Origin of the sequence: Hydrogenophaga sp. A37 (assembly GCF_002001205.1) — a bacterium.
Lineage (GTDB): Bacteria > Pseudomonadota > Gammaproteobacteria > Burkholderiales > Burkholderiaceae_C > Hydrogenophaga.
In genome coordinates, this window is record NZ_MUNZ01000144.1 from 14,850 (window position 1) to 36,233 (window position 21,384).

Consider the following 21,384-nt stretch of genomic DNA (forward strand, 5'->3'; position numbering starts at 1 on the left):
GGTTCAGATCAGATGGCGCAGTCCGCGCGCGGCTTCCTGCAACACGGGCAGCACGCGCTTGACCGCGTCGTCCGACAACTCCTGGTTGATCGGCATGGTGATGCTGATCGCGCCGTGCACCTCGTTGTTGCGGTCGAGCAGGGGCACGGCGATGCCGCGGTAGTTCAGCTCCAGCTGTTGCTCTGACAGCACCCAGCCCTGGCGGCGGCAGCGTTTGAGTTCGCTGCGCAACTGGTCTTTGCTGGAGGTGGTGAACGAGGTGAAGGCGCGCAGCGTGTGCTGCTCCAGCCACGCGTCAGACGCTGCCTCGCCCTGAGCCGACAAGATCACCATGCCCGCAGCCGTTACCTGCGCCGGCACGCGCGAGCCCAGCATGTAGCCCGCGTTCATGTGGCGCTGTGCACCGCTGCGCGCGATGTACACGGTGTCGTCGCCGTCGATCACGCCGAGGTAGGCGATCTCCTGCGTGCCGCCCGCGATGCGCTGCAGAAAGGGCTGCACCAGCCGGGGCAGGCGGGCCGATTCGAGGTAGGCGTGGCCCAGCCGCAGGATGCGCGGCGTGAGCCAGAACAGCTTCCCGTCGCTGCCCACGTAGCCCAGGTGCGCCAGCGTCAGCAGGTAGCGGCGCGCGGCGGTGCGCGTGAGGCCGCAGCGCGCGCCGGCCTGGCTCGCGGTCAGGCGCGGGTGTTGGTCGTCAAACGCTTCGATCACCGCCAGGCCTTTTTCCAGACCGGCGATCCAGTCGCGTTTTTCGAGCGGGGCAGGGCTGGAAGCGGGAGCGGTGAGTGACACGGCGTGGCCTTTCTTGGGGCTCAGGGAGAGCGATTGAACGGATCTCGCAAACCCTGATATCGTGCGATCAGCATGTGATGGCGTGCGATTATCGGCCAGTTCTGCACACCCATTCCTGCCCGGCATCGGCCGAAACCTCTACAGTGCACGCAGTGCATTTCCGGGCCCGCCGCGTTGGCGCCGCCCGCCCCACGGAGACATATTCATGAGTGACCTGCTGCTCAACACCCCCGACCACCGCGAGCCCCTGCAAGCCTCGTTCAGCGACGCCGCCAACCCGCTGGGGCTGGACGGCATCGAGTTCATCGAATACGCCACCACCAAGCCCCAGGCGCTCGGCCAGGTGCTGGAGATGATGGGCTTTCGCCCGGTGGCGCGCCACCGCTCGCGTGAGGTGTTGCTGTACCGGCAAGGCGAGCTCAACATCGTGGTCAACGCCCACCCCAGCGACGCGCAGGGCGCGGGCCACGGAAGTGAGGTGCCCTCGATCTCGGCCATGGCGCTGCGCGTGCGCGATGCGCGCGCCGCTTACCACTACGTGCTGGAGCGCGGCGCCTGGGCGGTGCCCACGCACGCCGAGGTGATGGAGCTCAACATCCCCGCCGTCCACGGCGCTGGCGGCAGCCGCATCTACTTCGTGGACCGCTACAAGGAGTTCTCGATCTACGACGTGGACTTCGTGCCGATCCCCACCGTCGACCAGCGCCCGCCCGCCACGGCTGGCATCCACTTCTTCGGCGTCGTGCAGTACATCGGCCCCGAGCGCAGCAACGACTGGATCGAGTTCTATGCCGAGCTGTTCGGCACCGAGCTGATTCCCGACGAGCAGCGCTTCGGCATCATGCCCAAGGGCACGCTGCTGCGCACGCCCGCACTCGACCCGGCCAAGCGCTTCATGCTGCAACTCGTGGAGCCACCGCTCAACGTGCACGACGCTGACGAGAAGCTGCAACGCATCGGCCTGGGCGTGCCCGACGTGATCGCCGCAGTAAAGGCCTTGCGCGCCCTGGGCGTGGAGTTCGTCGAGACCGAAGCCGCCCACACCGAGCAGCGCGGCGCCATCAGCAAGACCTACCTCGGCTCGGTGGTGTTCGAGCTGGTGCACAGCGAACAGCGCCGCGGGGAGTGAGGCCATGAGACCCACCCAAGCCGCCATCATCGAAGCCATCTCCGGCTTCGGCATGGACACCATCACCCTGGCCGGCCCGCTCGAAGCCAAGCTCGCGGCCATGAAGGCCGCCGGCTTCTCGCAGGTCATGCTCAAGGCCAACGACATCAACGGCCACCCCGGCGGCATCGACGCGGCGGTGCAGGCCGTGAAAGCCAGTGGCCTGCGCGGCACCGGCTTTCAGGTGCTGCGCGACTTCGAAGGCCTCAGCGGCCACCTGCACCACTACAAGGTGGACATCGCCAAGGCCATGCTGGAGATGTGCGCGGCGCTCGACTGCAAGGTCTTGCTCGCTTGCTCCAGCACCTCGGCCCACGCCAGCCAAGACCTCGACCACCTCGCGCGCGATCTGCGCAAGCTCGCCATGCTGGCGCTGCCGCTGGGCATCCGAATCGCCTACGAGGGCCTGTCGTGGGGCCGCACCGTCAACGAGTTCACGACCGCCTGGGACGTGGTCTGCCGCGCCGACTGCCCCAACCTTGGCTTGGGGCTGGACTCCTTCCACGTCTTCGCGGCCAAGACCAGCCTGGAAGAGATCGACTACCTCGACCCGAGCAAGATTTTTCTGGTGCAGCTGGCCGACTTCATGTGGCAGGAGACCAAGACTTTTGAAGAGCGCATGAGCACCGCGCGCACCTTCCGCGTGTTCCCTGGTGAAGGTGTGCACAGCGAGCAACTGGTGGACCTGGTGCAGCGCCTGGACCGCCTGGGCTACGACGGCGACTACAGCTTCGAGGTTTTCAACGACGACTACCAGCAGATGCCGCTGCCCATGGTGGCCGAACGCGGCAAGCGCGCTGCGTTGTGGCTGGCCGAGGACGTGCTGCGCCGCTCGGTGCCGCTGCCGAACCAGATGCGCTTGAAATCGGTGGGCTGACCTCAGCCTCTCAGGCCCGGTTCAACGGACAACCCCCGCCAGTGGCACGCTGACGGGGGTTGTTTTTTTCGGGGCGGTGTCGGCCGCTCAGCTTGTCAGCCAGGATGAACGGCCGAAGCGGGTGTTCATGGGACTTTCTGGCAGCCGCCCTTGAGCAGAAAATCGGGAGAGCGGGGGCTGAACACGCTGGCTGGGTGGTCCGTCATGTTCTCTATCTCGTGCCTGAGCGTGTCAATTTCCCGGTCCGTCATCCAGGCCTCCGGTTTGTGGATGGCTTGCACCGACGGATAGTGGGGTTTGGCTTCATCGCCCAGCAACGCCAACAGCGAGGTGGTGCCCTTGGTCAACTGGGCCGCTCGCATGCTGTGGTCAGTGCTCGCGTAGCGGTGCCAGAGGCCCATCTCGACCAGCGTCGGGGTGTCTTCAGGGCGAATGGGCAAACGGCAGAACACGCGTGCGGCGGTTTTGAAGGTCACCTGGAAAGACGGCAGGCCGGGCATCGCGTGACCCGTGCCCGCCCACTGCATCTCCTTTTCCAGCGCCCGGCAGATTACGCGCGCGCGTTCGCTCTTTTCGCTGGCGCATTTCAGGTCCCGCTGCCATAGCGATCCCGCCGCGTGCGCGCCGCCGCTGACCAAGGCCAGGGCCAGCAGGCACAGGGTGGTCGGTGACGTCGAGGTCGTTCGCATGCCCGGCATTGTCGCCCCCGTCCCCGAGGCGGACCTTCCGCCCAGGACGTGTGCTGTGTTGGGCTCAGGCCCGCGCTTCCTCGCCCAGCCGCCCATCGCGGAAGTCGTTCAGCGCCTGGTAGATCTCATCCTTCGTGTTCATCACGAACGGGCCGTATTGCGCGATGGGTTCTTTCAGCGGCCGGCCGGCGATGAGCAGGGCCTTGGCGTCGCTGCTGGCTTCGATCACCACGCCGTCGGCGCTGGCTTCGTTGGCGAGCAGGGCCATGCGCTGGACCGGCACGCTCTGGCCATCGATCTTCACCTCGCCGCGGTACACGTAGACGAAGGCGTTGTGACCGGCGGGCAGGGCCTGCGCAAACGACGCGCCGCGGGGCAGGTGCAGGTCGAGGTACACCGGCGCAGTGGTGTCGCGCGTCACGGCCCCGCCCACGCCATGGCTTTCACCGGCGATCACGGTCACGCTCACCCCCTCGGGCGTGGTGAACTGGGGCAGCTCGGCGTTCTTGAAATCGCGGTACCAGGGCGGATTCATCTTGTCGCGGCCGGGCAGGTTCAGCCAGAGCTGAAAGCCCTCCATCACGCCTTCTTCCTGTTGCGGAATTTCGGAGTGGATCACGCCTTTGCCGGCGGTCATCCACTGCACGCCGCCGTTCTCCAGCAGGCCCTCGTGGCCCGCGCTGTCGCGGTGCAGCATGCGCCCCGCGATCATGTAGGTGATGGTCTCGAAGCCGCGGTGCGGGTGGTCGGGGAAGCCGGCGATGTAGTCGTCGGGGTTGTCGCTGCCGAAGGCGTCGAGCATCAGGAACGGGTCGAGCCTGCGCTGCAGGTCTTGCGTGAGCACGCGGGTGAGCTTCACGCCCGCGCCGTCGGACGTGGGCTGCCCCGCGATCAGCCGCTCCACGCGGCGTGCCTGCTGGACGCTGGGGGTGATGAGGGTCGTGGTCATGGCAGTCTCCTTGTGAAGTGGGGGCGGGACGCGCAGCGCGTGCGGTGGGGTCAGCAACCGCTCCGGCGCGAAATGGGTCCACCCAGAACGCGGTGGAACCGGCTCCGCCGGGCCACTCGCGTTGCCCCCTTGAGGGGGCGCGCGTAGCGCGGCGGGGGTGGGTCAATTCAACGCCGCTTCGATGTCCTGTTCGGCTTGTGCAAAACCCTTGGCGACGGCTTCCGGACCCATGTTCAGGCCTTCGGCGTAGATGAAGCGAACGTCGGTCAGGCCGAGGAAGCCCAGCACGGCCTTGAGGTAAGGCACCTGCGAGTCGTTGGGCGTGTCGCGGTACAGGCCGCCGCGCGCCAGGGCCACGTACACGGTCTTGCCCGTGAGCAGGCCTTCGGGGCCGGTGGCGGTGTAGCGGAAGGTGGTGCCGGCGCGGGCAATCGCGTCGATCCAGGCCTTGAGCTGCACCGGCACGCCGAAGTTGTACATGGGCACGCCCAGCACGAGGGTGTCGTGTGCCTGGATCTCGGCGATCAGCGCGTCGTCCAGCGCCACGCGGGCGGCTTGCTCGGGGCTGCGCTGCTCGGCCGGGGTGAAGAGGGCGCCCAGGGCGGCTTCGTCCAGCACCGGGTGCGGCGTCACGGCCAGGTCACGCAGGGTGAATGTGGCGGTGGGGTTGGCGGCCTTCAGGCGCTCCACCACGCTGTTGGCCACCTTGGTGGAGTTGGCGCCTTCGCGGCGAGCACTGGCGTTGATTTGCAGGATGTTCATGGTGGGTTCCTTGAGAAGGGTGGGTCGATGGGCTGACTGTATGCAGCATCAATCACCCTGGGAATCCGTTGAGATGGATATGATTGTTGCCATGATGGAACAATCAAGCACCGAACAGGGCATCGACCCCAACGACTTGCTGATCTTTGCCCGCGTGGCCGAGCTGGGCAGCTTCAGCCGCGCGGCCGAGCGCCTGGGCCTGCCCAAATCCACCGTGTCGCGCCGGCTGGCCGCCCTGGAACAGCGCATGGGCGAGCGCCTGCTCTTGCGCACCACGCGCCGCCAGACCCTCACCGAATTCGGCCTGCAACTGCTGGAGCATGCGCGCCAGGTGGTGGCCGAGCTGGACGCCGTGGGCCTGCTGCGCGAGCAGCGCCAGGCCGCGCCCAGCGGGCGGCTGCGCGTGTCCATGCCGGGCGACTTCGCCAACATGGTGCTGGTCGAGAGCCTGGCCGCCTTCATGGCGCTGCATCCGGCCATTTCGCTGGAGCTGGACCTCTCGCCCCGCCGGGTGGACCTGCTGGGCGAGGGCTTCGACGTGGCGATGCGCATGGGCGACCTGCCCGACGACGCGATGCTGGTGGCCAGCAAGCTGGCGGTGTTCACCCACGGCCTGTACGCCTCGGCCGACTACCTGGCCGAACACGGCGACCCGCAGACCCCGGACGACCTGGCCGGCCACTCGGCCGTGCGGTTGCTGCGTGGCAATGGCGAGGCCGCCGGCTGGACGCTGATGCAGGGCGAGCAGCGCTGGAGCGGCGTGCCCGCCGGGCGCGTCAGCGCCAACTCGCCCGAGATGCTGATCCGCCTGGCCCGCGCCGGTGCCGGCATCGTCGCCGTGCCCGACCACTATGCGGTGGCCGACGTGCGGGCCGGCGGGCTGCGCCGCGTGCTGCCGGCCTGGGAGCTGCCCACCAGCACCGCCTGGGCGGTGTACCCGGGGCGCAAGCTCATGCCGGCCAAGACGCGCGCGTTCGTCGACATGCTGCAAGTGGCGCTGCGGGGTTGCAGCGGCCGGCCGGTGGTGTGAGCCGGCGTGGGCGGGCGGATGGGGGAAGGTTTTTGGTCTGCCCCGCCGACACCATGGCAGGATGTGCCACACACTGTGAAGTGCCCGCACCCGCGGGCCTTCGATGCCCATCAATGGCCAGCGCCGCTGCCCGCCCTCCGGACGAACAGGACCCGACCATGCCACACAACGTTTCCCTCATCAACACCATCGCCGCCGGCCTGGGCCTGGCGCTGATCTTTGGTTTTTTGGCCACGAAGCTGCGCCTGCCGGCGCTCGTGGGGTACCTGCTCGCGGGCGTGGTGATCGGGCCGTTCACGCCCGGTTTCGTGGCCGACGCGGCGATCGCGGCCCAGCTCGCCGAGATCGGCGTGATGCTGCTGATGTTCGGCGTGGGCCTGCACTTCTCGCTCGACGACCTGCTCTCCGTGCGCAAGATCGCGCTGCCTGGCGCGGTGGTGCAGATGGTGGTGGCCACGCTCATGGGCATGGGCCTGGCGCTCTGGTGGGGCTGGGGCATGGGCCCGGCGCTGGTGTTTGGCATCTCGCTCTCGGTAGCGAGCACGGTGGTGCTGCTGCGCGCGCTGGAAAGCCTGGGCATTCTGGATTCCTTCACCGGGCGCGTGGCGGTGGGCTGGCTGGTGGTCGAAGACCTGGCGATGGTGCTGGTGCTCGTGCTGCTGCCTCCGCTGGCGGGCGTTTTCGGTGGCACGCAGCCGGCCGGCAACGACACGTCGATCTGGCAGACCCTGGGCCTGACGCTGCTGCAGGTGGGCGGCTTCGTGGCGCTGATGCTGGTGGTGGGGCGGCGCCTGTTCCCCTGGGTGCTCTGGCAGGTCACGCGCACCGGCTCGCGCGAGCTGTTCACGCTGTGCGTGGTGGCGGCGGCGGTGAGCATCGCCTTTGCATCGGCCGCGCTGTTCGGCGTGTCGTTCGCGCTCGGGGCTTTCTTTGCCGGCATGGTGCTGCGCGAGTCGGAGTTCAGCCACCGCGCGGCCGAGGAGTCGCTGCCGCTGCGCGACGCGTTCGCGGTGCTGTTCTTCGTGTCGGTGGGCATGCTGTTCGACCCGTCGGTCTTGGTCGAGCGGCCCCTGCAGGTGCTGGCGGTGGTGGCCATCATCCTGCTGGGCAAGTCGCTGGCGGCGGCTTTGCTGGTGATCGCGCTGCGCTACCCGCTCAACACCGCGCTCACGGTCTCGGCCAGCCTGGCCCAGATCGGCGAGTTCTCGTTCATCCTGGTCGGCCTGGGGGCCGCGCTCGGGCTGCTGCCGCCTGAGGGGCAGAGCCTGGTGCTGGCGGGCGCGCTGATCTCGATTGCGGTCAATCCGCTGCTGTTCAAGGCCATCGCGCCCGTTCAGGGCTTCCTGCGCGCGCGCTCGGCGTTTGTGCGCCACCTGGAGGCCCGGGACGACCCGCTGGCCGAGCTGCCCACCGCCACGGAAGAGCGCTTCCTGTCGCGCCAGGTGGTGCTGGTCGGTTACGGCCGCGTCGGCCGCCGCATCGCCCAGGCACTCACCAACGCACAGCAGCCTTTTGTGGTGGCCGAACAGAACCGCGAGATCGTCGAGCGGCTGCGCGAGCAGGGCATTCCGGCGGTCTATGGCGACGCCGCCGACCCGGCGGTGCTGGTGCAGGCGCACGTGGCGCGCGCCCGCATGCTGGTGATCGCCACGCCCGACGCCATGGCGGCGCGGCCCATGATCGACACCGCTCGCACCCTCAACCCCGGGATCGAGGTCGCGGTGCGTTCGCACAACGAAGAAGAAGCACAGCGCCTGCGCGACGACGGGGCCGGCCACGTGTTTCTCGGCGAGGCCGAGCTGGCCGAGGCCATGGTGCGCCATGTGATGGCGCGCGCCGAGCCGGGGCGCTGAGGCCCACGCCCGCGCCCCGGACCCGGCCCGTTCAGGCCACCTTGCGCAAGAAGCCCTGTTGCCCGCCACGCGGGTTGGGTGCGAAGCCGTTGGCGGCCAGGGTCTCTTCTACCGTGTCGTAGAACACGCCGATCTTGAGGATGGCGCGCGCCTCCTGGCCGTTGGCCACCGGGCGGCCCATTTCGCCCGCGATGCGCACCAGCTGGCGGATCTGCTCGACGGTGCCGATCTTTCCCGTGCGGGTCTGGTTCCAGATGTTGTCCTCGATGCCGCAGCGCACGTGCAGGCCCATGGCCATGCCCATCATGTTGATGGGCAGCGTGTTGCGCATGCTGCTCTCGACCGTGAGCATGGAGCCGTCGGGGATGGCGCGCACGAAGTTGGCCAGGTTGTAGATGTTGGGCGCGTCCATGCCGCCGCTGATGGCGACCCAGTTCATCACCAGCGGGCCCTTGTAGACACCGCGGCGGATCAGCCGCTCCACGGTCTCGTAGCTGTTGATGTTGTAGAACTGAAAGGCGCTCTGGATGCCGGCGGCGGACAGGCGGCGGATGTGTTCCTCGAACCAGGCCGGGTTGGACGGCACGATCATCTCGCTGTAGGCGCGCCGGTTCTCGGGCAGCGCCAGCGATGTGCCGGCGATGTCGCGCTCGTCCATGTGCTCCAGCACGTTCATCTGCGTGGTGTTGACGGTGACCGTCACCTGGTCGGGTTTGGGGTCGAGATCGGCCAGCATGTGGCGTGTGTCGTCGCTGAGCCATTTCGCGGCCGCGCCGTCGGACTCGGGCGCGAAGCTGATTGAGCCGCCGACCTGGATCACCATGTCGGGCACGGCCTTGCGCACGCCGGCGATCAGCTCGTTGAATTTCGAGAGGCGCTTGCTGCCCTTGCCATCGAGTTCACGCACATGCAGGTGCAGCACGCTGGCGCCGGCTTCGTAGCAGTCCACGGCCTTCTGCACCTGCGCTTCCATGGTGACCGGGATGTCTTCGGGGAAGTCCGAGGGAATCCACTCGGGGCCGTAGGGCGCGGCGGTGATGACCAGCTTGTCCTGGTTTTCGGGGAAGAGCGAGCCGTCGAGAAAGTTCATGGTGGGTCTCCGGTGTCGGTGGGAAGGTGGGATCAGAACGTGGGCGTGCCGACGATGCCGGCGCGCTCCATCTTTCGGTGGCAGGGCGGGTAGTCCATCACTGCGTAGTGCTGGGTGGCGCGGTTGTCCCAGATGGCGACGCTGTTGGGTTGCCAGCGCCAGCGCACCTGGTATTCGGGGATCGCGGCCTGGCTGATCAGGTACTGCAGCAGGGCCGATGTGCCCTGCGTGAAGTCCTGACCGTAGCGCACGTTCTCGGGCGTGTGGAAGTTGGTGAAGTGCGTGGTGAAACCGTTGACGAACAGGATCTTTTCGCCGGTGTCAGGGTGGGTGCGCACGACGGGGTGCTCGGCGTCGGGGAACTGGGCCTTGAGCGCCAGGCGCCGCTCAATGTGCATGGCCGCGCCGAAGCTGCACTCGATGCTGTGGCGCGCGCGCAGGCCCGCGATCTGCTGTTTGATCTGCTCGGGCAGGCGCTCGTAGGCCAGCGCCATGTTGGCCCACATGGTGTCGCCGCCCACGGGCGGGCATTCCACGCAGCGCAGCACGCAGCCCATGGCGGGCGCCTCGCGCCAGGTGCCGTCGCTGTGCCACGCGTTTTCGTAGCGGTCGTTGGGCGCATCGGGCGTCTTGTAGATGCGCACCAGGCCGGGGTGGTCCGGGTCGCTGCCGGCGACCGGGTGGTCTTCGAGTTCACCGAAGCGGCGTGCGAAGGCCACGTGCTCGGCGCGCGAGATGTCCTGGTTGCGCAGGAACAGCACCTTGTGCTGCAGCAGCGCGGCCTTGATCTCCTCAAACAGCGCGTCGTCGCGCGCCGCGTCGGCCAGGCTCACGCCGGTGAGTTCAGCGCCGATGGCGCAGGTGAGTTGTTCGATCTTCATGGTCTTGTCTCCTCTGTGTGGCTCAGATCACGAAGACCGACGAGCCGGTGGTCTGGCGCGATTCGAGGTCGCGGTGCGCTTGCTGCGCGTCGGCGAGTGCGTAGCGCTGATTCACCTCGATGCGGATGCGCCCGGCCGCGACGTGGCCGAACACCTCGGCCGCCAGTTCGGCCTTCTCGGCCGGGTCGGCGATGTAGTCGGCGAGCGCAGGGCGCGTCAGGTAGAGCGAGCCCTTCATGGCCAGCAGGTTGGGGTTGAAGCCTTCAATGGGGCCGCTGGCCGTGCCCACGCAGACCATCAGGCCGCGGCGCTTGAGCGAGTCCAGCGAGGCCATGAAGGTGCTCTGGCCCACGCTGTCGAACACCACGTCCACGCCCTGGCCGCTGGTGAGTTCTTTCACCCGGGCGGCTACGTCTTCGTGGCTGTAGTTGATGGTGTGGGTGCAGCCGTGGGCGTTGGCCACTTCGGCCTTGGCGTCGGTGGACACGGTGCCGATCACGGTGATGCCCAGCAGCTGTGCCCACTGCGCCACGATCAGGCCCACGCCGCCGGCCGCCGCGTGCAACAGCAGCGTGTCGCCGGCTTTGAAGGGGTGGATGCGGCGCATGAGGTAGGCCGAGGTCAGGCCGCGCATGGTCATGGCGGCCGCTGTCTCGAAGCCGATGCCGTCGGGCAACTGGATCAGCGGCGCGGCGGCGATGAGGCGGGAGGTCGCGTAGGCGCCCAGGGTGTTGAGAAAGCCGGTGTAGGTGACGCGGTCGCCGACGGCGACGTTGGTGACATCGGGTCCGATGGCTGCCACCACCCCCGCGGCCTCAACGCCCATGCCGGCGGGCAGGGGCATGGGGTAGGTGCCGTTGCGGAAATAGGTGTCGGCGTAGTTCAGGCCGACGGCGGCCTGCCGCAAGCGGACTTGGCCCGGGCCGGGCTCGCCGACCTCGACATGTTCGAGTTCCAGCACCTCGGGGCCGCCGGTGCGGTGCATGCGGATGGCTGTGGCCATGGGGGTTGTCTCCTTCGTGTGTTCGAGGCGCCGGGTGTCCGGGCCATGGAGCGCATCGTAGGAGTCACCGCCATTCGATGCTTGTCATATTGGGACAATGGCTTGCGAATGTGGGACAGTCAGGGTTGACCCTGACGCACCGCCGCTTTCGCCTTTTCCTGTGTCCGCCAGGCCGTCACGCTGCAGCCAAACGTGCCGCGGAACCAATGCGAAAAAGCGGCCGGCGCTGCGAACCCCAGCAGCTGCGCCACCTCGGCCAGCGGCAGGTCGCTGTCCTGTACCTGGCGCATCGCCAGCTCCGAGCGCACCGACTGCAGCAGGGTGGCGAAGGTCTCGCCTTCCTTGGCCAGGTGGCGGTGGATGGTGCGGCGGTCCACGCCCAGGTGCTGCGCCACCTGCTGCGAGGTGCAGCGCCCGCCGGGCAGCAGCGCGGCGATCAGTTGTCGCACGGTGGCCTTGGTGCTCTGGTGCTGGCCCGAGAGCGCGCGGTCCAGGTACTCGCGGGCGAAACGCGCCATCTCCGGGTTGTGGCCCGCCATCGGTGCCTGCAGGTCGGCCGTGTGGCAGACGATGCCGTTGAACTCGCTGTTGAAGTCCACGGTGGTGCCGAAGAAGGCACGGTGGGCCTTGGTGTCGCGCGGTGGCCGGTGGTTGAAGCACACGCGCACCGCCTTCCACTGCAGGCCCAGCAGCTCGCGCAGGATGCGGAACATCACGCCCACCGCCAGCTCCATCGATTGGCGCGTGCTGGCCGTCTGTTCGACCAGGATTTCTTCGCGGATCACCAGCCGGTCGCCGTGTTCCTCGATGCGCGTGAGCAGCGAGGCGTTGAGCAGGCGCAGGTAGCGGCACAGGGTGTCCAGCGCGGCGCGCGCGGTCGGCTCTTCCTTGAGCACCAGGCTGATCGGACCGAGGTTGCTGAGCTGCCGGCGCGCCGCCAAGCGCAGCCCAAAATCTTCGACGCCGCTGGCCTGCGCGCTGTGTTCCATCAGCGCGCTCACGGCCGCGGTGCTCAAGGGCGTTTCGGGGTTCTCCAGGCTGCGCGGTGAGAGCCCGGCGCGGCGCAGCATGGCGTGGGCGTCCAGGCCGACGGACTGCGCCAGATCGAGGTAGCCGTTGAGGCTGGCGCTGCGCACCACGGGCACGTAGGGGTAATCCATGAATGTCCCAATATCGAAAATGACTGTCCCAATTAAGCAAGCAGAGTCGAGGGGCGAATCCTAGTATTTGCCCCAGGGTCCGAGCCATGGCCCGAGAACACACTGGAGACAACCATGAAGCGCTTTTCTTTTTCACCCCTTCGCCGCACCGCGTGCGCCGCCGCCCTGGCGCTGGCCCTGCCGGCGGCCCAGGCCTGGACCGACAAACCCGTGCGCATGGTGGTGCCCGCGCCGGCCGGCGGGACCATGGACGTGGTGGCCCGCATCGTGGCCGACCAGCTCTCGGCCGACATCGGCCAGCCGGTGGTGGTGGACAACAAGCCGGGCGCGGGCGGCGCCATCGCGGTGCAGGCCATGATCGCGGCGCCCGCCGATGGCAACACCATCATGATGACGGCGAGCAACATCCTGACCGAAATACCGCACGTGATGAAGACGGCCTTCGACCCGCTGAAAGACGTCAAGCCCGTGACCGCCATCGCCCACGCCAGCATGGTGATGATCGGCGCGCCCAACGTGCCGGCCAAGGACCTCAAGGGTGCCATCGCCTGGGTCAAGGCCCACCCGGGCACGGTCAGCTTCGCCTCGTACAGCGCGGGCACCAGCTCGCACTACGCCGGCATGATCCTCAACCAGAAGGCCGGGCTGGACATGCAGCACGTGCCCTTCGCCGGCTCGCCGCCCGCGTTGGCCCAGGTCATGGGCAGCCAGGTGCCGCTGATGTTCGACGGCATGGCGACGGCCAAGAAGCTGATCGAGGCCGGCAAGGTCCAGGCCTACGGCGTGGCCAGCAAGAAGCGCTCGCCGCACCTGCCCAACGTGCCCACGCTGGCCGAGCAGGGCTACCCCGACCTCGATTTCAGCAACTGGATCGGCATCATCGTCGCCAGCGGCGTGCCGACCGCGCTGGTGGAGAAGATCAACGCCGCCGTGGACAAGACGGCCGCCTCGGCCAAGGTTCGCGACCGCCTGCTGGGCGCGGGGTTCGACGCCGGCGGTGACGAGAGCGCCGAGCAGATGGCCAAGTCGTTGCGCGCCGATTTCGAGCGCAACGCGGCCATCGTCAAGACCTTCGACATCAAGCTCAACCCGTGAACGCCGCCGGGCCAACCGCCATGGCGTCGCGAGTCAACGGCCTCAAGACCCAGGCGGCGCACTGGCTGCCCGGCGTGACGCTCAGCGCCACCGTGGCCATTGCCGCCATGGCGCTGGCCAGCCACTACGGCGCGCCGGTCATGCTGTTCGCGCTGCTGCTGGGCATGGCGCTCAACTTCCTCTCGGCCGAGGGCCGCAGCGCGCCCGGCATCGACTTCACCGCCCGGCAGGTGCTGCGCCTGGGCGTGGCGCTGCTGGGGCTGCGCATCACCACCACCCAGGTGATGGCGCTGGGCTGGGAGCCGGTGGCGATGGTGGTGCTGGCCGTGGCGCTGACCATTGGCGTGGGCATCGTGCTCGCGAAGCTGATGGGCTTCCAGATGTTCTTCGGCCTGCTCACCGGCGGCGCGGTGGCGATCTGCGGCGCCTCGGCGGCGCTGGCGCTGTCGGCCGCGATGCCGGCCCACCCGCAGAAGGAGCGCGCCACGCTGTTCACCGTGATCGGCGTGAGCACGCTCTCCACACTGGCCATGATCCTGTACCCGCCGATCACGCACGCGCTCGGCCTCTCGCCGCTGGACGCGGGCACCTTCATCGGCGGCACCATCCACGACGTGGCCCAGGTGGTGGGCGCGGGCTACAGCCTGTCGCACGAAGCGGGCGACGCGGCCACGCTGGTCAAGCTCTTGCGCGTGGCGATGCTGCTGCCGGTGATCGCGCTGGCGGCCTGGCTGGCACGCCGGCACCAGCGGGCGCAGGGCGGTGGCGACGCCGGTGGCCCGCGCCCGCCGCTGCTGCCGTGGTTCGCCGTGGCCTTCGCGGTGCTGATGCTGGTCAACAGCACCGGCTGGTTGCCGGCGGTGGTGGTGAAGGGCGGCCAGAGCGCTTCGCAGTTTTTCCTGGTCGCGTCCATGGCCGCCATCGGCATGAAGACCCACCTGCGCGAGATCGTCACCGTGGGCTGGAAACCGGTGGCGCTGATGGTGCTGGAGACCGTGTTTCTCGCTGCGCTGTTCTACGGGCTGTTGCGCATCAACGGCTGAGTGGCGCGGCGTTAAACTCGCCAACCTCGACAGCCAGCGCCGGCCTCGCCCGCCTTTACGCGCCAGACACCAACCCTTCACCCCGCGCTGCATTCGACAGACCGAGAATGCAGCGATGAACGCTCCAGCGACAGCCCTGAACCGCTTTGGCCTCGGCGCCCGGCCCGACGAGCCGCCACCAGACAACCCCCAACGGTGGTTGTTGTCCCAGTTTGAACAGCACCAGCCGCTGCCGCCGCCCTGGCGGTCTGCCGAGCGCACGCCGGCGCTCGTCGAGGCCTGGCTGGCGCAGCAGCGCGCGGTGCGCCTGGCGCCGGAAGGGCAACGCAGTGGCATCCGGGAAGCCTATTTGCGCCAGGGGCGGGATGCGTATGTGATGGCGGTGGGCGCCCGGACCGACAGCGCTCTGCAGACGGACACACCGTTCGTTGAGCGGCTGGTGCACTTCTGGTCCAACCACTTCGCGGTGTCGGTCGACAAGCTGCTGGTGGTGGGGCTGGCGGGCGGGTTCGAGGCAGACGCGATCCGTCCGAATGTGCTGGGGCGCTTTGAAGACCTGCTGCTGGCCGCCGTGCGCCATCCGGCGATGCTGCTCTACCTGGACCAGGCCCAGTCGGTGGGCCCGGGCAGTGCCGCCGGCCAGCGCGCAGCGGCCCGGCAGCAGCGGGTTCGAGGGCTGAACGAAAACCTGGCGCGCGAGATTCTGGAGTTGCACACGCTGGGCGTGCGCAGCGGGTACACGCAGGACGACGTGACGGAGTTCGCTCGGGCGCTCACCGGCTGGACACTGCCCGGCGACGAGCCCGGCGACGAGCCCGGCGAGGGCGCCGAAGCCACGTTCCGCTTCGCTCCCGCCCTGCACGAGCCGGGCGCACGCACCGTGCTCGGCGGCCGTTACGCCGACGGCGGCGAACAGCAGGCCCGCGCCATCCTCCACGACTTGGCCACCGCACCCGCGACCGCCCGACACATCGCCACCAAACTCGCGCGCCACTTCGTCGCGGACGACCCGCCGCCCGCGCTGGTGCAGCGCCTGGCCGACAGCTTCCTGCGCACTGGTGGCGACCTGCCCAGCGTGTACCGGGCCCTGGTGGCTTCACCGGAGGCCTGGGCGTCGGCGCAGCCCAAGTTCAAGTCGCCCTGGGAGTGGGGCGTGTCCAGCCTGCGCGCTTTGGGGCGGCGGGAGTTGCCGCCGCGGCAGGCCACGAATCTGATGACCCAGCTCGGCCAGCCGGTGTGGCGGCCCGGGTCGCCAGCGGGCTACGGCGACCTGAGCGCGACCTGGGCGGCCCCCGACGCGCTGATCCGCCGCGTGGAGGCCGCGCAGCGTTTCGCCCAGCAAGCAGGCGACACCCTCGATGCCCGGGCGCTGGCGCCACGGGTCTTGCCGGGCGGTGCACTGACCGAGGCCACCGCTGGCGCGATTGCCCGCGCCGACAGCGGTGGCACCGCCCTGGCCCTGCTGCTGGTGGCGCCCGAATTCCTGAGGAGGTAAGACGATGGATCGACGCCGCTTCCTGGGCTCCGCCGCGCTGCTGGCCGCCCCCCGCATTCTGTTCGCGAAGGCCGCCACCGAGCGGCGCTTTGTCTTCATCATCCAGCGCGGCGCGGCCGACGGCCTGAACACGCTGATTCCCTACGCCGACCCGGCCTATGCGAGCGCGCGGGGCGCTCTGGCCATCGACCCGGCCAGCGCGCTGAAGCTGGACGGTAGCTTCGCACTGCATCCCTCCCTGGGCCATCTGCGCACGCTGTATGCCGCCGGGCAGGCGACCCTGTTTCACGCTGTGGCATCGCCGTACCGCGACCGGTCCCACTTCGACGGACAGAACGTGCTGGAAACCGGCGGCAGCGCGCCATACCAGGTGAAGGACGGCTGGATGAACCGGCTGCTGGGCGTGTTGCCGCGTGAAGGCAAAGAGGCCATCGCGTTCTCGCCCGCCGTCCCGATGGCGTTCCGGGGCGCGGTCCCGGTCACCTCCTACGCGCCCTCGGCGCTGCCTCAGGCCAACGAAGATCTGATGGTGCGCGTGGAACAGCTGTACGCCCAGGACGGCCAGCTGCACGCGCTGTGGTCGTCCGCGCTGGAGGCACGCGGCATGGCGGGTGGCATGGGCGGCGGCGCCAACCGCCAGGACGCGGGCGCGCTGGGGCGCATGGCCGCTGGCTTTCTCGGGCGTGCCGATGGGCCCCGCATCGCGATGATCGAGACCAGCGGCTGGGACACGCACAGCGGTCAGGCGGCGCGGCTGGCCGCGCAGCTCAGGAGCCTGGACCACATGCTTGCCGGCCTTCAGGAGGGACTGGGGCCGGTGTGGGAGCAGACGGTGGTGCTCGTGGCCACCGAGTTCGGGCGGACCGTGGCCGCCAACGGCACGGGCGGTACCGACCACGGCACGGGCGCGATGGCGATGCTGGTCGGGGGTGCCGTGGAAGGTGGACGCACCGTGGCCGACTGGCCGGGCCTCTCCAGCGCCCACCTGCTCGACGGTCGCGACCTGAAGCCCACACTGGCGCTGGACGCGCTGATCACCGCCGCGTGTGCGGAGAGCTTTGCGCTGGAGCCGGAACGGCTGTCGCCGGTGCTGTTTCCGCACGGCGGTAAAAGGCCGTTGGTGCCGCGTCTTCTGCGGTCATAGCGGCGTCATGCCCAGCAGGCTTCACCCCCGCGAATAAGCCAGCCCCGAGGCCACGCCACCAAACAGATCACCCTCGATCAGTGGCACGCTCGGGAACGCCGCGCGCAGCGTCTCTTGAAACGGCCGCAGGGCCGACGAGCCGCCGGTGAGGTAGACCGCGTCGAGCTGGTGATCGCGCAGGCCGGCGCGCTGCACGCACTCGCGCGCGCAGGCCACGGTGCGTTGCAGCAGGTCGTCCAGGTGCTCGTGCAGCGCGGCCGTGCCCAGGGGCGCGGTGAGCGCCGCCTCGACGATGGAAAGGTCCACGGTGGTGTCGGCGTCGGCCATGGAGCAGCGGATCTTGGCCAGCTCGACCTCGTGTGCGATGTGGTGGCCGTGTTTCTCGCGCAGCACGCGCATCAGCCGCTCGTGCAGGCGCGCGTCGCTGTAGTTGACGCGCAGCGCCTGCGCCTGGCTGATGGCGCGCGGCACATAGAGCCACTGGATCAGGTGCCAGGTCGAGAGGTCGAAGAACACCCGGCTGGGCACCTCGCGTCCCTGCGGCCCGAGCTGGCGATAGCCCAGCAGCGGCATCACCTGCTCCAGGCTGAGGCGGTGGTCGAAGTCGGTGCCGCCGATGTGCACGCCGGTGGTGGCGAGCACGTCGCCCGAGCGGTCGGCCAGCGCCATGCGCTGCGGCCCGAGCCGCACCACGGTGAAATCGGAGGTGCCGCCGCCGATGTCGACGATCAGCACCACGGCCTCGCGGTCCAGCCGGCGCTCGTGGTCCAGCGCGGCGGCGATGGGTTCGAGCTGGAAGCTCACCTCGCGAAAGCCGGCGGCCTGCGCGGCTTCCAGCAGCGACGCCTGGGCCATGGCGTCGCGCTCGGCGTCGTCATCGACGAAGTGCACGGGCCGGCCCATGACCACGCGCTCGGGCGCGCTGCCCAGCGTCTGCGCGGCGCGCTCGCGCAGCTCCACCAGGAAGGTGGTCACGATCTCCAGGAAGCTGATCGAGCGGTGGTTGACCTCGGTGTTCTCGTTGATGAGCGGGCTGCCCAGCAGGCTCTTGAGCGAGCGCAGCAGCCGGCCTTCGGTGCCGGCCAGGTACTGCGCCACGGCATCGCGGCCGAAGTGGGTGAGGTGGTCTTCGGCGTTGAAGAACACGGCGGTGGGCATGGAGACCGCGTCGCCTTCGAGCGGGATCAGGCGCGACAGGCCGTGGGGACTGGCCCAGGACATGGCGGAGTTGGACGTGCCGAAGTCAATGCCGAGGGTGCCGGCGAGCGGATATTGCATGGGGGAAAAGAAGCAGAAGGGCGGGCAGTGTGTCCGCGTCCCGGGAGAGCCGGGGGGACCGGCATTCTCCCACCTCCCGGAACCGGCTCAACCCTTGCCGAGTGGCGGGCGCCCGAACAGGCTGCTGGTGTTGCAGATGGGCCCCAGTTCGGCGGCCGCGGCCAGCAGGTCGGGCGCCATCTCGTGTATGCGCGCGGGGGTCAGGCGCTGGCGCGGGCCCGCCACGCTGATCACGCCGATGGCCTCGCGCCGGCGCAGCACCGGCACGGCGATGGCGCTCATGCCAGGCGCGAACAGCTCGTCGATCACGGCGTAGCCGCGCACCCGCGCCGCGTGCAGGAAACCGAGCAGGGCTTTCACGGTGGTGGGGGCCTTGGGGCCGTACTCGGCGGGTTCGCCAAAGCCCTGCTGGGACACCAGCGCCAACGCGCGCTCGTCGCTCATGGACAGCAGCCAGGCGTGGCCCGAGGCGGTGCACGAGAGGCGCGCGTCCTGCCCCATGTCGGGGTCGTAGCGCAGGCCCTTGCGCACGCCCTGCGCCTTGGCGATCCAGGTCAGGCGGTCGCCGTCGACGATGGACAGGCGCACCAGCTCGCCGGTGCGCTGCGCCAGCCGCTCCAGCAGCGGCTCGGCAATGTCCACGATGCCGGCGCCGCTGAGGTAGCCCAGGCCGAGCGAGACGATCTTGGTGGTGAGCAGGTAGTCGCCCTGAGCGCGGGCCTGGCGCACATAGCCGCGCGCCTGCAGCGCGGCCAGCAGGCGGTGGCAGGCGCTGAGCGGCATGTCCAGCTCGGCCGCGAGCGATGCCAGGGGCACGCCGTCGGGGTGGGCGGCGAGGTGTTCGAGCAGGGCAAGACCGCGGTCGAGGGCGAGGCTCATGGGTGATTTTTTCGCATGAAGAAACTGGTTTCCGGTTGGGAAAGACTTTCTTGTCGTGTTCCAAGAATACGCCCCAACGGCCCGCAACACGCGGGCCGCCATCACCCCCACAAGGAGACACCATGCGAACCCTTTTCACCACCGCTTTGCTCACCACGGCCTTGCTGGCCAGCGGCGCCCTGCACGCCCAGGACGTGCAGGAACGCACCATCAAGTTCGGCCACCTCAACAACACCGACCACCCGGTGAGCCTGGGCGTCAAGCGCTTTGCCGAGCTGGTGGCCGCCAAAAGCGGCGGCAAGCTCAAGGTGCAGGAGTTCCCCTCGTCCACGCTGGGCAACGAGTTGCAGCAGCAGGCCGCGCTGCAGGGCGGGGTGCAGGAGATGACGGCGCCGGCCACCACCTCGCTCGCCGGCATCGTCAAGGAGTTCGGCCTGATCGACTTCCCGTTTGCGGTTGGCAGTTTCGCGCAGGCCGATGCGCTGCTCGACGGCCCGTTCGGCCAGGCCCTCATCGCCAAGCTGCCCGAAAAAGGCCTGGTCGCGCTGGGCTACTGGGACCTGGGTTTCCGCAACGTCACCAACAGCAAACGCGCCATCACCAAGCCCGAAGACTTCGAGGGCCTGAAGCTGCGCGTGATCCCCAACCCGGTGTTCCTTGAAACCTTCAAGGCGCTCAAGGCCAACCCCGTGCCCATGGCGTTCGGCGAGCTGTACGGTGCGCTGGAGGCCAAGGCCGTGGACGGGCAGGAGAACCCCTTCTCGGTGATCCTCTCCAACAAGTTCTACGAGGTGCAGAAACACGTGAGCGCCACCAACCACGTGTACGCCGCCAACATCGTGCTGGTGGGCAAACGCTTCTGGGACAAGCTCTCGCCCACCGAGCAGCGCATCCTGAGCGAAGCAGCGCAGGAAGCGCGCGCCTACCAGCGCCAGGCCAGCCGCGCCGCCGCGCAGAAGGCGGTGGGCGAGCTGCAGGCCAAGGGCATGCAGTACAACGAGGTGAGCCCCGCCGAGCAGGGCCGCATCGGCCAGATGGTCAAGCCCGTGACCGACAGGATGGCCGCCAGCTACGACCCCGAACTCGTCAAGCTCTACCAGTCCGAGCTGGCCCGCACCGCGCGCTGAAGGTTGCTCACCATGAACATCCTTGTCCTGCACGGCCCGAACCTCAACCTGTTCGGCCGCCGCGAACCCCACATCTACGGCACCACCACGCTGGCCGAGATCAACCAGACACTGACCGACCTGGCCGCCGAGCTGGGCGTGAGCCTGGAGATCTTGCAGTCCAACCACGAGGGTGTGCTGATCGACAAGCTGCACGAGTGCATCGACACGGCGCAGGGCGCGCTGATCAACCCCGCCGGGCTCACGCAGCACGGCGTGCCGCTGCACGACGCGATCAAGGCCATGCCCTTCCCGGTGATCGAGGTACACCTCTCCAACATCGCGGCGCGCGAGCCCTGGCGCTCGCACTCCATCATCTCGCCGGCCGTGCGCGGCACGGTGCAGGGCTTGGGCTGGCGCTCCTACACCTGCGGGCTGCGTGCGCTGGTGGAGCTGGTGAGCTGACCGGGCGGATGGCCTGAAACGGAGCAACTTGTCCCCACGGTGACGTGGGACAAGGGTTTGCCCACCTGGGGGCCGGGAGAGGGGTCGCTACATTGGCGAACGACCCGGGCGCAGAGAACGCCCGGGCGCACCCCAAAAAACCAGGAGACCACCCCATGCAGAACCTGACCGTCAACGGCCGCGCCGCGTCCATCGACGCCGAGCCCGACATGCCCTTGCTCTGGGCCATCCGCGAAGACCTCAAGCTCACCGGCACCAAGTTCGGTTGCGGCATGGCGCTCTGCGGCGCCTGCACCGTGCACCTGGACGGCGTGCCCATTCGCTCCTGCTCCACGCCGCTCTCGGCCGCCGCCGGCAAGAAGGTGATCACCATCGAAGCCATGGGCGCCAGCAAGGCCGGCAAGGCGGTGCAGGCCGCCTGGGTCAAACACGACGTGCCGCAGTGCGGTTACTGTCAGAGCGGCCAGATCATGAGCGCCACCGCGCTGCTGGCGGCCAAACCCAAGCCCTCAGACAAGGACATCGACGAGGCCATGAGCGGCAACATCTGCCGCTGCGGCACCTACAACCAGATCAAGGCGGCCATCAAGGACGCCGCGGTCGCACTGAGCAAGGCGGCCTGATC

The 21,384-nt window shown here is 68.8% G+C and carries 21 protein-coding genes; 11 read left to right on the forward strand and 10 right to left on the reverse strand.

Annotated elements, in window-relative coordinates; translation table 11 throughout:
- Positions 1 to 3: 3 nt before the first annotated feature.
- Entirely contained in the window at positions 4 to 792 is a 789-nt protein-coding gene (locus tag B0E41_RS19880; RefSeq protein WP_253195036.1) for an IclR family transcriptional regulator C-terminal domain-containing protein, read from the reverse strand.
- A gap of 205 nt (positions 793 to 997) precedes the next feature.
- Between B0E41_RS19880 and B0E41_RS19885 the strand changes: the two genes are divergently transcribed.
- Both B0E41_RS19885 and B0E41_RS19890 read left to right on the forward strand, forming a co-directional pair.
- The gene (locus B0E41_RS19885) at positions 998 to 1,921 is read left to right on the forward strand and encodes a VOC family protein (protein WP_077333669.1); all 924 of its coding nucleotides are present in this window, start codon (positions 998 to 1,000) and stop codon (positions 1,919 to 1,921) included.
- Positions 1,922 to 1,925: 4 nt separating this feature from the next.
- Entirely contained in the window at positions 1,926 to 2,837 is a 912-nt protein-coding gene (locus tag B0E41_RS19890; protein ID WP_077333671.1) for a sugar phosphate isomerase/epimerase family protein, read from the forward strand.
- Between the two features lie 125 nt (positions 2,838 to 2,962).
- Here the strand turns inward: B0E41_RS19890 and B0E41_RS19895 are convergent, their stop codons facing one another.
- The 3 genes from B0E41_RS19895 to B0E41_RS19905 all read right to left on the reverse strand — a co-directional run bounded on the left by B0E41_RS19895 (position 2,963) and on the right by B0E41_RS19905 (position 5,237).
- Complete coding sequence (locus tag B0E41_RS19895) at positions 2,963 to 3,526, reverse strand: hypothetical protein (protein WP_143433923.1); 564 nt, start codon at positions 3,524 to 3,526, stop codon at positions 2,963 to 2,965.
- 64 nt (positions 3,527 to 3,590) lie between these two features.
- A complete protein-coding gene (locus B0E41_RS19900; RefSeq protein ID WP_077333675.1) occupies positions 3,591 to 4,475 on the reverse strand; it encodes a pirin family protein in 885 nt (294 codons plus the stop codon).
- Between the two features lie 162 nt (positions 4,476 to 4,637).
- Entirely contained in the window at positions 4,638 to 5,237 is a 600-nt protein-coding gene (locus B0E41_RS19905; protein WP_077333677.1) for an NAD(P)H-dependent oxidoreductase, read from the reverse strand.
- Positions 5,238 to 5,310: 73 nt separating this feature from the next.
- Here B0E41_RS19905 and B0E41_RS19910 point away from each other — a divergent pair, with 73 nt between their 5' ends.
- Together B0E41_RS19910 and ybaL are read left to right on the forward strand one after the other, a co-directional pair.
- The gene (locus B0E41_RS19910; RefSeq protein WP_143433924.1) at positions 5,311 to 6,267 is read left to right on the forward strand and encodes a LysR family transcriptional regulator; all 957 of its coding nucleotides are present in this window, start codon (positions 5,311 to 5,313) and stop codon (positions 6,265 to 6,267) included.
- Between the two features lie 158 nt (positions 6,268 to 6,425).
- Positions 6,426 to 8,120, forward strand: a complete 1,695-nt coding sequence (ybaL, locus tag B0E41_RS19915; protein ID WP_077333809.1) for a YbaL family putative K(+) efflux transporter — start codon at positions 6,426 to 6,428, stop codon at positions 8,118 to 8,120.
- A 31-nt stretch (positions 8,121 to 8,151) separates the two neighbouring features.
- Here the strand turns inward: ybaL and B0E41_RS19920 are convergent, their stop codons facing one another.
- The 4 genes from B0E41_RS19920 to B0E41_RS19935 form a co-directional block, all read right to left on the reverse strand.
- Positions 8,152 to 9,210: a 3-keto-5-aminohexanoate cleavage protein gene (locus tag B0E41_RS19920; RefSeq protein ID WP_077333679.1), complete on the reverse strand. Its 1,059-nt coding sequence runs from the start codon at positions 9,208 to 9,210 to the stop codon at positions 8,152 to 8,154.
- Between the two features lie 32 nt (positions 9,211 to 9,242).
- On the reverse strand, positions 9,243 to 10,091 hold the full coding sequence (locus B0E41_RS19925; protein ID WP_077333681.1) for a TauD/TfdA family dioxygenase: 849 nt from the start codon (positions 10,089 to 10,091) through the stop codon (positions 9,243 to 9,245).
- A 22-nt stretch (positions 10,092 to 10,113) separates the two neighbouring features.
- Positions 10,114 to 11,094 (reverse strand): quinone oxidoreductase, encoded by a 981-nt coding sequence (locus tag B0E41_RS19930; RefSeq protein ID WP_077333683.1) that lies wholly within the window; start codon positions 11,092 to 11,094, stop codon positions 10,114 to 10,116.
- 119 nt (positions 11,095 to 11,213) lie between these two features.
- Positions 11,214 to 12,254, reverse strand: coding sequence for an AraC family transcriptional regulator (locus B0E41_RS19935; RefSeq protein ID WP_077333685.1), 1,041 nt, complete (start codon positions 12,252 to 12,254; stop codon positions 11,214 to 11,216).
- A gap of 114 nt (positions 12,255 to 12,368) precedes the next feature.
- On the opposite strand from B0E41_RS19935, the gene B0E41_RS19940 reads away from it, so the two are divergent.
- From B0E41_RS19940 to B0E41_RS19955, 4 genes are all read left to right on the forward strand, one after another.
- Complete coding sequence (locus B0E41_RS19940; protein ID WP_077333687.1) at positions 12,369 to 13,349, forward strand: tripartite tricarboxylate transporter substrate binding protein; 981 nt, start codon at positions 12,369 to 12,371, stop codon at positions 13,347 to 13,349.
- 20 nt (positions 13,350 to 13,369) lie between these two features.
- Complete coding sequence (locus B0E41_RS19945; RefSeq protein ID WP_077333689.1) at positions 13,370 to 14,392, forward strand: putative sulfate exporter family transporter; 1,023 nt, start codon at positions 13,370 to 13,372, stop codon at positions 14,390 to 14,392.
- Between the two features lie 115 nt (positions 14,393 to 14,507).
- Entirely contained in the window at positions 14,508 to 15,887 is a 1,380-nt protein-coding gene (locus B0E41_RS19950; RefSeq protein ID WP_077333691.1) for a DUF1800 domain-containing protein, read from the forward strand.
- Between the two features lie 4 nt (positions 15,888 to 15,891).
- The gene (locus B0E41_RS19955) at positions 15,892 to 17,031 is read left to right on the forward strand and encodes a DUF1501 domain-containing protein (RefSeq protein WP_077333693.1); all 1,140 of its coding nucleotides are present in this window, start codon (positions 15,892 to 15,894) and stop codon (positions 17,029 to 17,031) included.
- Between the two features lie 21 nt (positions 17,032 to 17,052).
- On the opposite strand, the gene B0E41_RS19960 is transcribed toward B0E41_RS19955, so the two are convergent.
- Together B0E41_RS19960 and B0E41_RS19965 are read right to left on the reverse strand one after the other, a co-directional pair.
- On the reverse strand, positions 17,053 to 18,309 hold the full coding sequence (locus B0E41_RS19960; protein WP_077333695.1) for an Hsp70 family protein: 1,257 nt from the start codon (positions 18,307 to 18,309) through the stop codon (positions 17,053 to 17,055).
- Positions 18,310 to 18,396: 87 nt separating this feature from the next.
- Entirely contained in the window at positions 18,397 to 19,188 is a 792-nt protein-coding gene (locus tag B0E41_RS19965) for an IclR family transcriptional regulator (protein ID WP_077333697.1), read from the reverse strand.
- A 122-nt stretch (positions 19,189 to 19,310) separates the two neighbouring features.
- On the opposite strand from B0E41_RS19965, the gene B0E41_RS19970 reads away from it, so the two are divergent.
- The 3 genes from B0E41_RS19970 (at position 19,311) to B0E41_RS19980 (ending at position 21,382) form a co-directional block, all read left to right on the forward strand.
- Positions 19,311 to 20,315: a TRAP transporter substrate-binding protein gene (locus tag B0E41_RS19970; RefSeq protein WP_077333699.1), complete on the forward strand. Its 1,005-nt coding sequence runs from the start codon at positions 19,311 to 19,313 to the stop codon at positions 20,313 to 20,315.
- 12 nt (positions 20,316 to 20,327) lie between these two features.
- On the forward strand, positions 20,328 to 20,759 hold the full coding sequence (locus B0E41_RS19975) for a type II 3-dehydroquinate dehydratase (protein WP_077333701.1): 432 nt from the start codon (positions 20,328 to 20,330) through the stop codon (positions 20,757 to 20,759).
- Positions 20,760 to 20,914: 155 nt separating this feature from the next.
- Complete coding sequence (locus tag B0E41_RS19980; RefSeq protein WP_077333703.1) at positions 20,915 to 21,382, forward strand: (2Fe-2S)-binding protein; 468 nt, start codon at positions 20,915 to 20,917, stop codon at positions 21,380 to 21,382.
- Positions 21,383 to 21,384 lie beyond the last annotated feature (2 nt).

Coding starts and splice junctions, on each gene's coding strand:
- B0E41_RS19895 (WP_143433923.1), bottom strand. CDS start 3,526: ATGCGAACGACCTCGACGTCACCGACCACCCTGTGCCTGCTGGCCCTG.
- B0E41_RS19935 (WP_077333685.1), bottom strand. CDS start 12,254: ATGGATTACCCCTACGTGCCCGTGGTGCGCAGCGCCAGCCTCAACGGC.
- B0E41_RS19885 (WP_077333669.1), top strand. CDS start 998: ATGAGTGACCTGCTGCTCAACACCCCCGACCACCGCGAGCCCCTGCAA.
- B0E41_RS19930 (WP_077333683.1), bottom strand. CDS start 11,094: ATGGCCACAGCCATCCGCATGCACCGCACCGGCGGCCCCGAGGTGCTG.
- B0E41_RS19910 (WP_143433924.1), top strand. CDS start 5,311: ATGGATATGATTGTTGCCATGATGGAACAATCAAGCACCGAACAGGGC.
- B0E41_RS19975 (WP_077333701.1), top strand. CDS start 20,328: ATGAACATCCTTGTCCTGCACGGCCCGAACCTCAACCTGTTCGGCCGC.
- B0E41_RS19940 (WP_077333687.1), top strand. CDS start 12,369: ATGAAGCGCTTTTCTTTTTCACCCCTTCGCCGCACCGCGTGCGCCGCC.
- B0E41_RS19960 (WP_077333695.1), bottom strand. CDS start 18,309: ATGCAATATCCGCTCGCCGGCACCCTCGGCATTGACTTCGGCACGTCC.
- B0E41_RS19980 (WP_077333703.1), top strand. CDS start 20,915: ATGCAGAACCTGACCGTCAACGGCCGCGCCGCGTCCATCGACGCCGAG.
- B0E41_RS19945 (WP_077333689.1), top strand. CDS start 13,370: ATGGCGTCGCGAGTCAACGGCCTCAAGACCCAGGCGGCGCACTGGCTG.
- B0E41_RS19965 (WP_077333697.1), bottom strand. CDS start 19,188: ATGAGCCTCGCCCTCGACCGCGGTCTTGCCCTGCTCGAACACCTCGCC.
- B0E41_RS19970 (WP_077333699.1), top strand. CDS start 19,311: ATGCGAACCCTTTTCACCACCGCTTTGCTCACCACGGCCTTGCTGGCC.
- B0E41_RS19925 (WP_077333681.1), bottom strand. CDS start 10,091: ATGAAGATCGAACAACTCACCTGCGCCATCGGCGCTGAACTCACCGGC.
- B0E41_RS19900 (WP_077333675.1), bottom strand. CDS start 4,475: ATGACCACGACCCTCATCACCCCCAGCGTCCAGCAGGCACGCCGCGTG.
- B0E41_RS19890 (WP_077333671.1), top strand. CDS start 1,926: ATGAGACCCACCCAAGCCGCCATCATCGAAGCCATCTCCGGCTTCGGC.
- B0E41_RS19905 (WP_077333677.1), bottom strand. CDS start 5,237: ATGAACATCCTGCAAATCAACGCCAGTGCTCGCCGCGAAGGCGCCAAC.
- B0E41_RS19955 (WP_077333693.1), top strand. CDS start 15,892: ATGGATCGACGCCGCTTCCTGGGCTCCGCCGCGCTGCTGGCCGCCCCC.
- B0E41_RS19920 (WP_077333679.1), bottom strand. CDS start 9,210: ATGAACTTTCTCGACGGCTCGCTCTTCCCCGAAAACCAGGACAAGCTG.
- ybaL (WP_077333809.1), top strand. CDS start 6,426: ATGCCACACAACGTTTCCCTCATCAACACCATCGCCGCCGGCCTGGGC.
- B0E41_RS19950 (WP_077333691.1), top strand. CDS start 14,508: ATGAACGCTCCAGCGACAGCCCTGAACCGCTTTGGCCTCGGCGCCCGG.